Annotated in this window: 8 protein-coding genes; 4 read left to right on the top strand and 4 right to left on the bottom strand. The window is 41.8% G+C overall.

Going from position 1 to position 17,686, the window contains the following annotated elements; all coding sequences use genetic code 11:
- Positions 1-23: 23 nt before the first annotated feature.
- The 3 genes from tamL to EJ995_RS10295 form a co-directional block, all read right to left on the bottom strand.
- Positions 24-2,333: a translocation and assembly module lipoprotein TamL gene (tamL, locus tag EJ995_RS10285; RefSeq protein WP_241234629.1), complete on the bottom strand. Its 2,310-nt coding sequence runs from the start codon at positions 2,331-2,333 to the stop codon at positions 24-26.
- Positions 2,334-7,478, bottom strand: a complete 5,145-nt coding sequence (locus tag EJ995_RS10290; protein WP_126448214.1) for a translocation/assembly module TamB domain-containing protein — start codon at positions 7,476-7,478, stop codon at positions 2,334-2,336.
- Positions 7,479-7,749: 271 nt separating this feature from the next.
- Positions 7,750-11,232, bottom strand: coding sequence for a methylmalonyl-CoA mutase family protein (locus EJ995_RS10295; protein WP_126448215.1), 3,483 nt, complete (start codon positions 11,230-11,232; stop codon positions 7,750-7,752).
- Positions 11,233-11,399: 167 nt separating this feature from the next.
- On the opposite strand from EJ995_RS10295, the gene EJ995_RS10300 reads away from it, so the two are divergent.
- From EJ995_RS10300 to EJ995_RS10315, 4 genes are all read left to right on the top strand, one after another.
- Positions 11,400-12,197 carry a DUF1206 domain-containing protein gene (locus tag EJ995_RS10300; RefSeq protein WP_126448217.1) on the top strand — a complete coding sequence of 266 codons (798 nt, stop codon included), beginning with the start codon at positions 11,400-11,402 and terminating at the stop codon, positions 12,195-12,197.
- 60 nt (positions 12,198-12,257) lie between these two features.
- On the top strand, positions 12,258-14,804 hold the full coding sequence (locus EJ995_RS10305; RefSeq protein ID WP_126448219.1) for a PIG-L family deacetylase: 2,547 nt from the start codon (positions 12,258-12,260) through the stop codon (positions 14,802-14,804).
- 83 nt (positions 14,805-14,887) lie between these two features.
- Complete coding sequence (locus EJ995_RS10310) at positions 14,888-16,648, top strand: sodium:solute symporter (RefSeq protein WP_126448221.1); 1,761 nt, start codon at positions 14,888-14,890, stop codon at positions 16,646-16,648.
- Entirely contained in the window at positions 16,645-17,154 is a 510-nt protein-coding gene (locus EJ995_RS10315) for a hypothetical protein (protein ID WP_126448223.1), read from the top strand. Before EJ995_RS10310 ends, EJ995_RS10315 begins: the two co-directional genes overlap by 4 nt.
- 1 nt (position 17,155) lies before the next feature.
- On the opposite strand, the gene EJ995_RS10320 is transcribed toward EJ995_RS10315, so the two are convergent.
- Positions 17,156-17,590, bottom strand: coding sequence for an OsmC family protein (locus tag EJ995_RS10320; protein ID WP_126448225.1), 435 nt, complete (start codon positions 17,588-17,590; stop codon positions 17,156-17,158).
- Positions 17,591-17,686 lie beyond the last annotated feature (96 nt).

Genomic DNA, 17,686 nt, shown 5'->3' on the forward strand with positions numbered 1-17,686 from the left:
CGTAAACAATAAACACAATTTGATTAGAAAGGATAGCCTATCGCAAAATTGAAGACAGGACTGGTGAAATCGTTTACCCAACGTTCACCTTCAGGCTCTGATGGATCGTGAAGTGGCGCTGCAAGGTCAAAACGTATTACGAAACCTTGAATATCAACGCGCACGCCAGCACCAGCGCCTATTCCCAACTCATTGATAAAGTTGCTTGTGAACTCGCCACCTTCTACACCGTTGCCAGTTGTATTCCACACATTACCAGCATCTGCAAAGACGGCGCCCTTGATGTAATTGAAAATCGGGAAACGATATTCTACATTTGCCTCTAGTCTCAAATTACCCGATTGATCAAAAAATGATCGATTATCATCCTGCGGTGGATCATAGGTTCCAGGACCCAGCGATCTTGTTCTAAAGGCACGAACGCTATAGGCGCCACCTGAGAAATATTGCTTACTGAAGGGCATCACATCGCTATTGCCATAAGGCTTACCTAATCCCGCAAAAAACCTCGTGGCGATACGGCTATCCTCACTTAATAGATAGTGGTACCTAAAATCGACATCTGCCTTGACGTATTGCGCAAACTCTTGACCAAAAATGGCACCGTTACCTTCATCATTTTCAGGTGCGACCAGACTCAAGCTGTTACCAGCCACATCAAGAATGGTATTGACATAGAACATGCTGCGTCTATCAGTGCGTATCAAACCGTTATAAGTAAATGAATAAATAGAACCTGCGATCAATTGCTGCTCAAAACTGTTGTCAAGAAATGGGTTGTCCATTCTTATTTGCATGAATTCTTCTGACTCGTTTAAAAGATTGACATAGTTAATCGATATTGGATCGAGCTCGTGCGTGACATATTTATTTGCTTGCCATATGTAACCAAAGTTGGTGGTAAAAGTTAATAAACTATATAACTGGCTGCGTGTCAGTAGATCCACCTCAACTCCTATTTTAGTCTTTGGAACGCTGTAGTCAAAGAAATCTTTATCAAATTTATAAGGGAATAACAGTCGTGGGAAAATGAGATCTGCACCTAAAGCAAACTCTGTACTGGTAAGTCCAGCCTGGTCGCCACTAGCGATTTGCACCTCATAAGCGGCAGTGGCATTAATATTAAGTACTTCACCGCCTTTAAAAAGATTGCGATTTGAAAAGGTGACGCCTAGATTGGGGCCTGCAAAGTCATTTGATTTTGTAACGCCTTGCAGCTCTGCACGTATAGAACGTTTTGATAGCGGTGATAGAAATATGTTTGCCTCGAGAAAATTGAGGCTATCGTTAGCCTCCTCTTTAATCTCATTGTATTCAATATTTACAAATTTGTACGCGCCTATGGTACCCAAACGACGGCTGGTACCTTTTGATTTTTTGGGACTATATAAATCACCTTCTTCAATGACGATAAATGGATCTAGTCTTTTAGGTTTGAAAAATTCAATATCCTGTATGAAGTTCTTGTCGTTGTATCTAGTGGTGTCGTGTGCTACAGAATCTGCACCTACAATGTGATGTGGATAAATGTTTACTTTGGATACTTTATACGGCTTCACCGATTTTGAGGGAACGTCTTTTTTGAGCTTAAGAAATAGATCAAACTTGCGGTTATCGTACTGGTTTGTATCTGCCTGAAAAATTAAAAATCCGGAATTGAAATTATAATATCCTTTATTCTTGAGGTTTTGATCAATGCGTTCTCGCTCCAGCTTCATAGCAGATAGATCAAATCGTGAACCTACTTTAATGGGCGATTCCTTAACCTGTGCTTCCAGCACATCATAAAACGGTATAGAATCTCGATCTACCGTATAGGTTTTCATGGTATAGGGCTGCGGTAGCTGTATATTGTACTTGACGGTAGCTCGTTGTGCGGCAGTGTCTCGATCGACACCAGATGTAATACCGCTAAAGAAAAAACCGCGATTCTCCAGTCGATTGCGCAATATATCTCGAGTGCCTTCTTCCTCTACTTGAGAAAGGTAAACCGGTTCCTCGCCTATTTTGCGTTCTAAAAATCTAGAGATAAATCCAGCGCTGTCTTTCTTGACCTTATAATGATAGTATAAGCCTGGCTGTAGCCCCAAGATTTTTGAATTCGGCTCTGGGTTAAGGACTTTTTGTAGTTCTGCCTTGAGAGCTTTTACATCTTTTACAGTGGCCGCACTATCCACATTTACCTCAATTTTGTAAGCGTCTAGTAGCAATTCATCCTCAGGAATATACTTCTGCACATTGCAGGAGGTAAAGAACATAGCAGCAACTACTATTGCTAGTACACTTCTAGAAATGGACATCATGTTTATACGTGAATTTATTATGCGTCTCATCTACTGCTTTTCTGGTTGTGAAGAATCGTCATTATTTTCTTCTTTCAAGGCATCCTTTTTTCTTTGATCCTTCTCGCGCTGCTCTTCTTCTTCTCTTTTAGCCTGTGCGGCTTCTTCTTGAACTGTCTTCTTGAATAGATTAGAGAATTTGTTGAACTCTCTCGTAAAAATGACTGATATACCACTAATGACTAGTTGACCGTCGATGATGTTATCAAATTCATTGCGACGGAAACCTCTCAACTTCCACTTACCTTGTGGCGTTAACAGGTATTGAATATTCACATTACCTAAAACGGGCGCCCTATCGTTATCGCTAGAATTACCTTCTACACCTACATCAGTACCTACACTTACAATCAATCTATCATCCAGAAGTTTCTTGCTGGCGCTTACTTCAAGGTCTGTACGTTGCTGGCTACCACCACCAGAATAATCTGTATAACTGTCCAAACCAAAGTTGAGTTCTACACCAGTATTGCCCAATAACTTACCGCCAAATTGATTTAATTGATCACTCAAAGCCTGATTGATGTTGTCACGCGCTATAGAAGCCGTACCACCACCAGCACCATCTGATCCACGAGTAGGGAAAAACTTATTGAGCACCAATAGAGAAAATACCTGCTTATTAAGTTCCTGCTCTTGCGAATTGAGTTGTTGCACCGTACCATAAACCTCGCCGCCGGCATAGCCCTGTGCATCTTCAGGCATGTCAAGTTTAAAGCTAATTTCAGGGGTCATGAGTTGACCATCGACATCTAGATAAACGAGAAAATCAAGTTCTTGCCTATAGATGGTATTGGTACCTAGATCTGCGCCACTGGTTCTTGCTGCCATTAGCGGGCTGGCACTTGTCTCTATATCATAAACTGCGCGTACATCCATATTTGCGTCAAATGGATCGCCAGACCAGGAAACCGTACTACCCTTTTGTAAACTAAAACGGCGGTTCACAATCTCATAAAGACTTAGCTCATAGCCACCTTCTTCAACCGTGTACAATCCTGCCAGTGTTAAGCGACCATTGGGATACATGTGAAATTGAAGATCTGCCTTACCAGACACTTGAAGATTGTCACCAGTATTGGGATCAACAATAATATTGAGCTTTGCGCCTTCGGTAACTTGGATATTTGCTTCAATGTCAAACCCTGTGACAACCGCACTTTCATCTTCAGTTTGGGTGAGTATGGCATCGGGATTTTCCTTATTTACAAACTGTACTATACCATCGCGCTGAACTAGATTAACCTCTGCAGCAGGAATGACATAGGTAAAGTCAGTCTCGTCGTCAATTTTAATTCTACCATCAACTATTGGAATGGCCAGGTCACCCTTAATAGTGGCGCTTGCGTCAAATGTTGCCTTACCATAATATAGATCATTGTCCTCACTACTAGAATCAAGAGCTGTAAATTGGTTTGCCTCTACTGAAAGATTAAATGTTGGGTTGATCAAATTTTCTGTGCCTATGAAACCGTCCACATTAATGTCATGATCTTCCTCGTCCTTGATTGTAAAATTGTTGAGCGTCACACCATCATTATCTAGATTGATAGACTCGTTGTCTATATGATACGGCGCGTTGAGCATGCTTACTGTAAAAGCAGTCTCGTTAAAATTCAAATCACCTTGATAAATGGGTTCTACAGTAGTACCTGTCAATGAAATGTTACCAGACAAGTAGCCACTACCATCTTCTAGAAATTCCTGCGAAAGACCAGCGATGGTTTCCATATTGATCCTGCGCATTTGCAGTTCCATATCAAGTTGTGCGGCATTTTCATCTGCCACGTATCCACCTATCAACTCTACATCTACATTATCGCCTTGTACCAGCAAATCAAGATCATAGGTTCCATTACCATTTGACGATGCGTCAAGATCTAATTGACCTAATGGTGTTTCAAGCGCTGTCAAATCTGTAATAGTGAGATCTGCTACTATACCAATAGCGCCGAATAGGTCTTCAAAAATCACCTCGCCATTCATGGTTCCCGTAGCGATCTTCTCATCTGGATTGAGGTAGCTGAGAATTGACTGTAATTTAAAATTTTCCAGCAGCAATCCTAGGTGATCTACTTCTTCCTGCGGTAGGTCTGTTCGCAATTCAATGGATTGCGCATTATTAGAAAGCCTAAAATTGCGAGCCTTGAGCTTACTCTCGCCATAGGCTAGCTCGTTATCTTCGGCAATTGTCCAGTTTTTCTTGTTTAGGATGAAATCGTCCAGCGATAAATTAAATATCAAGTTATCAATTCCTTGTATGTCACGCTTTCGCGAAAGCTTACTCGCCACGTGCATTAATCGCTCCTCACCATCATAACTGGTAAAATCAAGATCTAGAACATTTTGTGAAACTTTACCGTTGAGAGTTGTGCGCTGTACATCTAGAGGATCAAATTTCATCCCTTTGAATGCGATGTCAAAGCCTAGACTCTGCTCGTCTGATTGAGATTTAATAATCAGACTATCAATCTCGCTGCCTGCATATTTTACATAGGGTACGACGATATCACTGGAAAGTTTGCGTGCCTGCTCGTCAAAGTTTACCGCAAGAGTTATGGTGTCCAATGACTGCAATTGCGGTAGGATCACGTCACGCAATATGGGTGCTGGCGTGATACTACCCTTAATTTTCATTTTGACTGGTTGAGCAGTATCGTTAGGTATCTCGTCTCTTAAATAGCGATCCACATGCCTACCTAAAGCGGCTATCAATGAAGATGGATCTGTATTTGAACGCAGCTCTAGATCCAGCATTCTATTGGCGACGTCCATAGATGTACTATCAGTACGCACGTATGCATCAATATCGACATCACCCAATAAATAAGACTGGTTGTCAAACACAGCGATACCTTCTTCAATATTTGAGCTTACCGTGTAGTTAGTGGCATCGCCCTCAAAAAAGGCGTAAATTTCTCCAGCGGCTTTTACATTTTGGTTGGTAATCCCAAAGGCATTGAGATCGATACCTTCAATGATCAATTCAAGATTAGCCTGACTGGCGATACTGTCCAGCGCGACGATAGCCTCAAGATTTGCGTTGATGTTGTCATCCTTATAAGAAGAGGTCAATTCGCCTTCACCGTTTTCAATCTCACCTTTTAGCGGCAAGTTTTTAATCTCGTAATCTTTGTAAGTAAAACTCGTGACAGTAGCATCAAGCGTTGCGTCCAAAGTATTTATGGTCGTTCCTGATCCTTCTGTATCTAGTTCTAGATTTAAAATTCCTAGCTGCTCGTTTTGCAAAATGTTTCCTAGATTGAGCTCTATAACTTGCATATCTGCAGCAAAAGCAATGGTTTTTGTATTCTTGTAATTTCCTTTTAATTCTACGTTACCTTCGGTAGTGGCTAGTGTTGCCACAGCGTCCATGTTTTGTAACGTTCCTTGAACGTCAGCAACAAGGCTTACATTTTCTGGATACTTCACACCCGATTCTTGCTCGTCCATGAACGTATTCAGGTCCGCGCGATTGGTTTTGATCTGCGCTCTAGGAAAGTTGACAAACAGATTATCAGGATCCATGGCGTTTTGCACATTACCAGATGCCGATACAGTTGTATTGTTGCCCCAAGTCAAATTGAAACTAGGTATCTGCATGTCCCGCGTGGTTCCGCGTGCTTGAAGGTTTCCACGGACATCACGTTGGGCAAGTTTGGCGAGATATTGATTTTCTCTCAACGCTGGCTGGAACCTAAAAATATCTGCAAGATCAAAAACGTATCTATCAAAGTTGACCTGAACTTTTAATTGGTCAGGTTGATTGACTAGCGCATCTAAATCTTTATAAGTTACACGAGCATCACCTTGTAGGATGTTGTTATTAATGTGAGCGTCGAGACCTGCAATTGAAACATTTGTTCTGGTGAGCTCGACATTTGCCGCAAATTGCTTGACGTTAATACCAGATGCTTCCTGCATTTGTAATTCTTCCAATTCTAATTGTGCGCTGTCGTCACCCAATTTGATAATCGGCGAGATTAGATTGAATCCTTTTACATCAATCGCATTAGGATTGAAAGTTCCTTGAGTGGGTTGCTGATTGTTAACATTATACTCAAGGTTGTTGTTTACCAGGTTCAAATCCTGTAGATCGATTCTTATATCTGGCCATTCAAAACCCTGTGCATCTGGCTTGTCGCCATCATCTTGAGGATCTGTATCATTATCTACTAACGAATCCTGCATGACGATTTTGACATTGGAATCCAGCATATCGAAGTAAGACAAGGCATAATCATTCTTGCCTACATCTGCTCTGGTGATTTCGGTCTCTAAGACTTTGAAAAATGAATCAATATTGATTTGATCTGGTACCGACTCATATCCCATGAGCACATTGTCCAGTCGTATTTTACCTACCGTGATTTGAGGTTGCGGCGAGTTGTTGGCATCATCTACTAGGGCCTCGCCTATGGTAGTATCGGTGTTAGGACTGTAATCGGTGGTAGATTGGGTGATTTTGGTTACTGTATCCTTATCGTAAGCGATGATAGCGTCTGCGAGAACAATCTCATCAATGTCAATGATCATTTCCTGCAGATCCAGTTTATCCATGGAAAAGTCCAGTGAACCAAATTTGACCAATCCATCAATATCTTGAACCTCATCTTGTAGCGTGATATCAAAGTCTGTAAAACTCAAATCGCCGATATCCAGCGTTAATGGTTCTGGCGTTGCCGTGGTATCCACAGTCACAAAAGTATCCATCAAAAACTGATAGTTGAATCCACTTGCGGTGTCCTGTCTCTTGATGCGTGCGACAAGTCCATTCCATTTGGCACTATTGATGGCTATGCCACCACCTTGAATGATGGGTAAAATAGGAATATCTGCCTCTAAAGATCTTGAATAAACTAAAGTATCGCCTCTTAGATCTTCCAGGTACAATCCATCCAACTGGATATTACCATCGAATGTGATGAAGAGATGCTCAATGTCAAGATTAGTTCCTGTTTCTTTCTCCACGTACTTGACGGCCTCGCCTACAATGATATTTTGTCCCCAAGGACTGCGTATGAATAGTAATAATAGAATGAGAAAAATCAGAATACCCAACATCACGCGACCTATGCGTCGCAGCCACCTATACTTCTTAGGCTGGGCAGTTTTCTCTTGTGTCTGTTCTTCCAATTTTAGGGTTCTAGGCGGTTGTAAAGGTTTGACTTTGCAAATTGCTAATTAACTAACGTTCAGACCGCTTTGAACAGGATAAAATTGTGTTAATAAATGAGAGAGGCTGAAACAAAAAAAGCCGCAGCAAGTGCGGCTTTAATAGTGCAAAAATGAAATCTCTACCCACCAAAAAGTTTGCAGGTCTATAAAAGTTTTACTGGTCAAACACTTCGGCTACGCTCAGTGTAAGCGATCTCCAAGGTTTTGCAGAGCAAAGTCAAGAGTCTTCTTACATATTACGCCTATACTGCCCACCTACTTCAAACAACGCCTCGGTGATCTGGCCTAGCGTACAGACTTTTGTAGCTTCCATCAAGTGTTCAAAGATGTTTTCTTGTTGTACTGCAGCTTGTTGTATGCTGGATAACTGTTGCTGTTGCGCTTTCGCGAAAGCGGAATGCAAACCATTTTTTGTAGCAATTTGTGCTTGCTTTTCCTCTTCTGTGGCGCGTATGACCTCAGCAGGTAAAACCGTTGGGCTACCTTTTGAACTCAAGAACGTGTTCACACCAATGATTGGGAACTCGCCTGTGTGTTTCAACATCTCGTAGTGCATAGATTCTTCCTGAATCTTGCTGCGCTGATACATGGTTTCCATCGCGCCCAGCACGCCGCCACGCTCTGTGATGCGATCAAATTCCTGCAGGACAGCATTCTCAACTAATTCTGTCAACTCTTCAATGATAAAAGCTCCTTGGATTGGGTTCTCGTTTTTGGTGAGACCCAACTCTTTGTTGATGATCAACTGGATGGCCATCGCACGTCTTACAGATTCCTCAGTAGGTGTGGTAATGGCCTCGTCATAAGCATTGGTATGCAATGAGTTACAGTTGTCATTGATAGCGTAAAGTGCTTGCAATGTCGTCCTGATATCGTTAAAATCAATCTCTTGTGCGTGCAATGATCTACCACTGGTCTGAATATGGTATTTCAACATCTGCGCTCGCGGATTTGCACCGTACTTGTGCTTCATGGCTTTGGCCCAAATCTTACGCGCCACACGACCTATCACAGAATATTCTGGATCGATACCATTTGAGAAGAAGAAACTCAGGTTAGGACCAAATTTATTGATGTCCATACCACGGCTCAGGTAATACTCTACATAGGTAAATCCATTAGCCAGCGTGAACGCCAGCTGCGTAATCGGATTTGCTCCAGCCTCGGCAATGTGATAACCAGAAATCGACACACTATAGAAATTGCGTACTTTTTCTTCAATAAAATATTCCTGAACGTCACCCATGAGACGAAGTGCAAATTCGGTCGAGAAAATACAGGTATTTTGCGCCTGATCTTCTTTTAAAATATCTGCCTGTACCGTACCGCGCACTTGAGCTAGCGTTTCTTTCTTGATGCGATCATAATTTGCCGCATCCAGAACTTGGTCTCCAGTAAGACCTAACAACATAAGGCCTAAACCATCGTTGCCTTCTGGCAGTTTGCTGGTATCTACAGATCCGTTTTTAGAATATACTTTATCGCCATCAGCATTGAGATATGATGGACGATCTACATTATTATCGTCATAGACCTCCTTGAGCTTTGCTTCTACTCGATCGCCTAAATCATTTTCTTTGATAAAGCGCTCACAATTCTGATCTATGGCAGCATTCATAAAGAAACCTAGCAACATAGGCGCTGGCCCGTTGATGGTCATCGATACAGATGTCATGGGATGAGACAAATCAAATCCAGAATAGAGCTTTTTGGCATCATCCAGACAGCAAATGCTTACACCTGCATTACCGATTTTACCATAAATATCTGGTCTCAAACCTGGATCATTACCATAAAGCGTGACACTATCAAAGGCTGTACTCAAACGCTTTGCGGGCATCCCTAAACTCACATAGTGAAAACGCCTGTTGGTACGTTCTGGGCCGCCTTCTCCTGCAAACATTCTTGTAGGATCCTCGCCAGTACGTTTGAACGGATACAATCCTGCGGTATAAGGAAACTCGCCCGGAACATTTTCCTGTAAACACCACTTGAGAATATCACCCCAAGCGCTGTATTTAGGTAAGGCTACTTTTGGTATTGGCTGGTGTGATAAGGACTCTGTATGCGTCTCAATCTTGATGACTTTATCACGCACCTTGAATTCATAAATAGGCTGCTTGTATTTATTGACCTTATCATCCCAAGTAGTGATAATTTCCCAATTGTAGGGATCTAGATCTTTGAGCGTTTTGTTGAATTGGGCAACTAATAAAGTGATGAGTTCAGAGTTATGAGTTAAGAGTAAATCCTCATTCAATCCTTTTTCAGCTAGTAACTCTGAACTTTGAACTCCAAACTCTGAACTTAAAACGGCCTGAATAGTCTTGTAAACACCATATAACTTCTGAGCAACCTCTGCTTGTACACTTGTTGTGTTATCATAAGCTCTGTTGCTTTCGGCAATCTCGCTTAGGTATCGTGTGCGCGCTGGTGGAATAACAAATATCTTCTCGCTTTGCTCCTTGATCAAATCTTGAGTTGGCGTGAGATCGACACCAGTCTTTTTGGTGACTTCCAGCATGAGCGACTCATATAAAGCGTTCATTCCCGGATCGTTAAATTGGCTTGCGATCGTTCCATAAACCGGCAAGGTTTCTGGATCTGCTTCCCAAAGATTGTGATTGCGCTGATATTGCTTCTTTACATCTCGCAACGCATCCAGTGATCCACGTTTGTCGAACTTGTTGATGGCAACCAGATCAGCAAAATCAAGCATGTCGATTTTTTCTAGCTGTGTAGCGGCACCAAATTCTGGTGTCATTACATACAATGAGACATCGCTGTGTTCTAAAATCTCAGTATCGCTTTGCCCAATACCGCTAGTTTCAAGGATAATCAGATCATAGTCTGCAGCCTTGAGCACATCTACTGCTTCTTGAACGTGTTTGGAAAGTGCGAGATTGGATTGTCGTGTTGCCAATGATCTCATGTAAACACGATCGTTATTGATGGCGTTCATTCTAATACGGTCTCCTAGGAGCGCGCCGCCAGTCTTACGTTTTGATGGGTCAACCGATATGATCCCGATATTTTTCTCTGGGAAATCAATAAGAAATCTGCGTATCAATTCGTCAACTAGTGATGATTTTCCCGCACCACCAGTTCCTGTGATCCCTAATACAGGTGCTTGCTTTGGTGTTTTGTCTGCTTCGACAAAGTGTTTTTCAAAATCCTCATGACGATTCTCTGCCAATGATATCAATCTAGCAATTGTAGGCACGTGGTTTTGCAGTAATTCTCCATTTAATTGCGCTTTCGCGAAAGCGGGAACTTCAACATCACACTGCTTGACCAAATCATTGATCATTCCCTGCAAGCCCATCTCACGACCATCGTCTGGACTGTAGATGCGCGTGATGCCGTAATCCATGAGTTCTTTTATCTCCGATGGCAAGATCACGCCGCCGCCGCCGCCAAAAATCTTAATATGACCAGCGCCTTTCTCTTGCAGCAGATCATACATATATTTAAAGTACTCATTATGACCACCTTGATAAGAGGTCATCGCAATACCATTGGCATCTTCCTGAATGGCAGTATTGACAACTTCTTCTACACTCCTATCGTGACCTAGGTGAATCACCTCACAACCAGTGGATTGTATGATGCGTCGCATGATATTAATCGCTGCATCATGACCGTCAAATAGACTGGCAGCCGTAACGATTCTTACTTTGTTTTTAGGGATGTAGGGTGTTTGATCTTGCATTGCGATATCTTCAATTTAAGTGCTGCAAAATTACGAAAACGATAGCGTAATATTTTCAAAACACCACGGTTTTAAGGCAGTCTTACCATCTGAAAAATCCTACACGTCGCTAGGTGCTTTTTAAGATAACCGCAACATTGTGAAACCTATATTTGAAAATCAATATTATGGGAGACAAAGCACACAGAGCGCGGAAATACGCCAGAGTAGGAATAGCCACCAAGGGAATCGTTTATTTATTAATGGGTGGCCTTGCTGCATTAACAGCAACTAAACTGAATTCGGACTTCATGGATAGCCAGCAGGTACTTAAATGGATTTCAGAGCGCACCTTTGGTAGAGTGCTTTTGTTTGGGATGATTGTAGGACTGGTAGGTTATGTGATCTCTCGTGCCATTCTTGCCTTCAATAATTATGATTATGATCACAGTCACGGCAAGCCTTGGGTCAAGCGTGTAGGTTATGTGATCAATGGATTGGGTTATATCCTTTTGTGCTATTCTTCCATCACTTTATTGATAGGAATCAAGCAAAATGAAGGTAAATCGCCGTTCATTACTAGCATGTTGGACTCACAACTAGGTGTAGTGCTCGTGATTATAGTTGCGGCAGGTCTTGCTATCAGTGCGATCAATGAATTTTATATGGCTTTCTGTGGACTTATGGAAGACATGATCCTTAAAGATGAAATGGATAAGGACAATTATAGTCGTTTGCTTCTTTTGGGCAAAATAGGAAGATCTGCCAGAGGATTGGTCTTTGGTTGTGTGGCTTATACGCTATTCAAAGCAGCCTTTAGTGATTCTGCTGGTGTGCCTGGTGGTACCACGGTGGCGTTCAAATTCCTGGAAGACGCTTTTGGTGAAATCATCATGTGCGTGGTGGCTGGTGGCCTAGCCATGTACGGATTATATCTTATTATAGGTAGCAAGTATCGTAATGTGCCTATACGCAGCGTCGATTAGTAGAATAGACTTATTGTGATCATCCCGCTTTTACTTTAGGTTTAATTATCTTCACGACCTATGAAAAGTATCATTTCAGCAGTTTTTGCTTTCTTCTTAATTTTCTCATTTTCTACTGCTCAAGAAAATAGATTGGGTAATAATCCATTGAGCAGTTCTGAAATTTATCACCAAATAGAGAAGCTAGGTTTTCTAGGTTCTGCGCTATTTGTTGCAGCACATCCAGATGATGAAAATACCCGATTGATCTCATGGCTGGATAATGAAAAAATGGCCCGTACCGCTTATTTGTCGCTCACTCGTGGCGATGGTGGTCAAAATCTCATAGGTTCCGAATTGCGAGAGCAGCTGGGTATGATACGCACACAGGAATTGCTCGAAGCGCGCAACATTGATGGCGGCGAGCAGTTTTTTACTCGAGCAAACGACTTTGGTTACTCAAAACATCCTGATGAGACGCTGGAAATTTGGGACAAAGAAGCTGTTTTGTCAGATGTCGTGCGCATCATTAGAAAATTCAAACCAGATGTGATCGTTAACAGATTTGATCACAGATCGCCAGGCAGCACTCATGGACATCATACCAGCAGTGCGATGTTAAGTGTTGAGGCCTTTGATCTTGCAGGGAATAAGTCGGCCTATCCAGAGCAATTGGACAACCTTGAGACCTGGCAACCAGAGCGATTATTTTTCAATACAAGCTGGTGGTTTTATGGTAGTCGTGACGCTTTCGCGAAAGCTGACAAAACAAACCTCATCGAGGTAGAATCAGGCAATTATTATCCATATAGTGGTCGCAGCAACGGTGAGATCGCAGCATTAAGCAGAAGTCAACACCAATCTCAAGGTTTTGGATCCAGCGGCTCACGCGGCACCTCGACGGAATATCTAGAATTTTTAAAAGGTAGCTTTCCTGAAGACAAATCAGATTTATTCTCTGGTATCAATACTAGCTGGAGTCGTATAGATGAGTCAGGATCTGTAGAAAAAGTATGGAGAAAGTTACTCGTGAACTATGATTTTAAAAATCCGTCGGCGAGTTTGAACCAGCTTTTAAAGCTTAAAACACAGCTGGAAAAATTACCAGACAGTTACTGGAAAGAGGTAAAACTGAAAGAGGTAAGACAATTAGTTCTTGATATGACAGGTGTTTATTTGAACGCAACGGTCAATCAACCTTATGCAACACCTGGCGAGACTGTAGATGTCGATATAGAAATAACAAATCGAGCACTGCAATCACTTAATTTCAAGGTAAACGGCAATTCGGACTTGCAAATAATTAAAAACAATCAGCGCGTATTACCCAACAATAGCTCAACTACGGTTGAGGCGCAGTTGTCAATTCCAAAAAATCAAAAACCTACAAATCCGTATTATCTCGAGCAAGAAGGCTCGCTAGGAATGTACGCAGTGGCAGACGAGAGCCTGATAGGCTTACCGGAAACGGATGAGCCATTTTCTGTTTCGATGGATTTAATTTTTGACGGGCAAAAAATCAATTACGAAGTCCCAATCATTTATCAGACTACAGACCGTGTACGCGGTGAGGTCTATGAACCATTTCACATCAAACCAGCAGTGAGTATTTCGTTTACTCAGCCTAATTACATCGTCACCAATTTTGAAGAGCCAACAGAGGTGATTGCAACGGTCAAGGCGTTTCAAGACGTGAAGAATTTTTCGATTGTGACCTCTGCAAAAGGAGATTGGAAAATTAGTACGACAAACGCCGATCTAAGTCCCATAAAAGCTGGGATGAGTAGAGAATTTACATTCAACGTCCTACCCAAACCTGGCACTGAAGCAGATCTTCAATTTAGATTTATAGCAAATGGTCAAGTGTTTAATCAAGAAGTGGTAACAGTCGCCTACAATCACATTCCAGATCAACAACTATTAAAGCCTGCGGCAAGTCGCATGGTGGCTCTCGATCTTAAAAATGCTGCTAAATCGGTAGCCTACATCAACGGCGCTGGCGATGATGTAACACAGGCCATTGAAGCAATGGGTACGACGGTGGTCAAATACAATCCTAATGAACTACCAGCAGATTTATCTATGTTTGACGCAGTGGTCGTTGGCATTAGAGCATTCAATGTAGCACCAGATGCGATGACAAATATCCAACCGCAGCTCAATGCTTTTGTCAACAACGGCGGCACTTTGTTAATGCAGTATAATACAAATCGTGGTGTGCGTAGTGATGCACTAGGGCCATTGGAGATTACGCTTTCGCGAAAGCGTGTTACCGATGAAAACGCTGCTGTCGTATTTCTTGCACCTGAACATCCAGTATTAAACACGCCTAACCAATTGACTGCCAAAGATTTTGAAGGTTGGGTTCAAGAGCGTGGCTTGTATTTTCCTGATGCCTGGGATTCAGCATTTACACCTGTTTTAGGGATGAGCGACAAAGGCGAGCCTATTACAAAAGGCAGCTTGATCGTCGCTGAATACGGCAAAGGTCATGTGGTTTACACAGGTTTGAGTCTTTTTAGGGAATTGCCTGCCGGTGTGCCAGGTGCTTACCGATTACTGGCTAATATGCTAAGTTTGAGTTCTAACAAATCAACCATTGAAAAAGAAACCGACCAAAAACTCTAGTAAATGGCGCGTTGCCTATGCCATTGTCATAGGTGCCAATGTGTTGTTTGCCATCCTTCTCTATTTTTTAAGCCAGCACTATCATGGAATCTAGCTGGTTTACCCAAAAATTAGGCGAGCTTTCCCACGTGGACTGGTTTATCCTGATCAGCACGATTGCGTTCATTGTTCTCTACGGACTTTATAAAACTCGCGGAAAGCAATCCAGTGAGGAATATATTAAAGGTGGCGATGCTCGCTGGTGGACCGTAGGTTTATCAGTCATGGCGACGCAAGCCAGTGCCATTACTTTTTTGAGCACGCCAGGACAAGCCTATACGGATGGTCTTGAGTTTGTGCAATTCTATTTTGGATTGCCTATCGCAGTCGTCATCATTTGTGTGACTTTTATTCCTATCTATCATAAACTCAAGGTTTATACGGCTTATGAGTTTCTGGAAAAACGTTTTGATTTAAAAACGCGAAGCCTTGCCTCCATCCTATTTTTAATACAACGTGGACTAGCAGCTGGAATCACCATCTATGCACCTGCCATCATCTTGAGTGCTGTACTCAATTGGGAACTGAAGTATTTGAATATTGCCATTGGTATTCTTGTTATTATTTACACCGTTTCTGGTGGTACCAAGGCAGTAAATGTTACCCAAAAACAACAGATGATTATCATCATGAGCGGAATGATAACTGCTTTTGTATTGATCGTTACCCAATTGCCTGATAACGTCTCGTTTGATCAAGCGCTAACCATGGCAGGAAAGGCAGAGAAAATGAAGATTATCGATACCAGTTTCTCACTGGATGATCGATACAATATCTGGAGTGCGATTTTTGGTGCGACTTTTTTGATGCTTAGTTATTTTGGGACCGATCAATCACAGGTACAACGCTATCTATCTGGAAAGTCTGTGAAGCAAATGCGTATAGGTTTGCTATTCAACGGTTTGCTCAAAGTGCCGATGCAATTCTTTATCCTGATGGTAGGCGTTATGGTATTTGTGTTTTACCAATTCAACAGCACACCATTGAATTTTAATCCAGCGGCAGAGAAAGCTGTGTTGGAAAGTCCTTATGCTGCGCAATATGATTCCTTGCAACAGCGCCACGATAACATACTTGCTGAGAAGCAAGCCATGCAACTTAATTATGCCAAATACCTAAACAAAGAATACGTATCACCACCGGATAAACTAGAAAGACGTCTAGAGCAATTTAGAGTTGTTGAAGAAGAGAATCGTGAGGCTGCAAGACAACTCATCAAGAAAGCCGATGATGGCATCGAGACCAACGACAAGGACTTTGTTTTTATCCACTTTATACTGAAGCATTTACCTAAGGGATTGATAGGATTATTGCTGGCTGTAATTTTAAGCGCTGCGATGTCATCTACAGCGTCAGAGCTTAATGCGTTATCCTCAACTTCTACCATTGATATTTACAAACGTTTTTCTGGTAAAGAGTATGACGATGACCACTATGTAAAAGTTAGTAAATGGTTGACGCTGGCTTGGGGTTTGATCGCTATAGGCTTTGCCAGCGTGGTATCGCTGTTTGATAATTTAATACAGCTGGTCAATATTATAGGATCGCTATTCTACGGAACGATACTCGGTATATTCCTGGTAGCATTCTATCTCAAGAAAGTCAAAGGTCAAGCTATTTTTATAGCTGCCGTAATATCTGAAGCTGTTGTGATAGCCTGCTATAGTCTAGATGCAGCAGATAATGACATATCGATCCTACCATTCCTGTGGTTGAATCCATTGGGTGCAATATTGACCGTAGTGCTTTCTTTGATCATTCAAAAAACGCAACCACATCAAACTGAAACACTACCAACCTCATGAAAAAATACTTTTATAGCGATGGCTTTCGGGAATTTGGGCCATTTACTACTGCCGACCTAATGAGCAAAAAAATGCGTGCCGATTACCAAGTACGTGCAGAAGATGAAACCACACTCGTACCTGGTCATCAACATCCAGATCTCAAATTTCTTTTTGAGTCAAAACCAGAGTTTCAAAAACAAAAAGTGAGACAACAAAAGACTGACACTATTGTCAAACCGAAATCTTTTATCAAAGAGAACTACGTTTTAGTTGGGATACTTTTTTGGTTTGTACTGCGCTTAGCCAGAGTGCCACTTAGTTCTAACTTTATTTCTTTTAAAACCGCAACTATTGTTAGGACTGCATTAGGAATAGGCATAGGTTTCTTACCCTTGATATTTGCTTTAAGCGTTAGAGACAGGTCAAAGAAAGTCATCGCCATCGTTATTGCTGCTGCGATCGCACTATGGCAAATTCACGATTCTATAAACTATGCGGTTACCATTTTTGAGCGCACACGGTAAACTAGCCGTTACTTTTTTGATTTAGGATAATTTCTAATTTGATGTCGGTTTTGAAAAGCTTTGAGACTGGGCATACATTCTTAGCCTTTTCAGCTATTTCTTTGAATTTTTCCTCGCTTATTTCGGGCACCTCACCTACTAGATTGAGATACACTTGAGTAATCTCACCATCTTCAAAAGTAACATTGGCATCAGTATGTAAATGGTCTGCCGTAAAACCTTCTTCATTGAGTAGGAAGCTGAGCTGCATGGTGTAGCAACCTGCGTGAGCAGCACCTAGTAATTCTTCTGGATTAGTTCCTTTTTTCTCACCTTCAAATCGAGTTCCAAAAGAATATGGCGTGTCTTCAAGCACCTTACTGCCAGTATTGATGTGGCCTTTACCTTCTTTACCTGTTCCATACCAGTGTGCGTTTGCCTTCCTTGTAAATTTCATGTGTTATGTTTTTATGTAAAATACTCAACATGCCAGATTGTAGCATGACCTTTAACGCAGGTTTAGATAATTGATGTGTGACTGTAATTTGAATAA

The sequence above is a fragment of the Nonlabens ponticola genome, from assembly GCF_003966335.1.
Classification (GTDB): Bacteria; Bacteroidota; Bacteroidia; order Flavobacteriales; family Flavobacteriaceae; genus Nonlabens; species Nonlabens ponticola.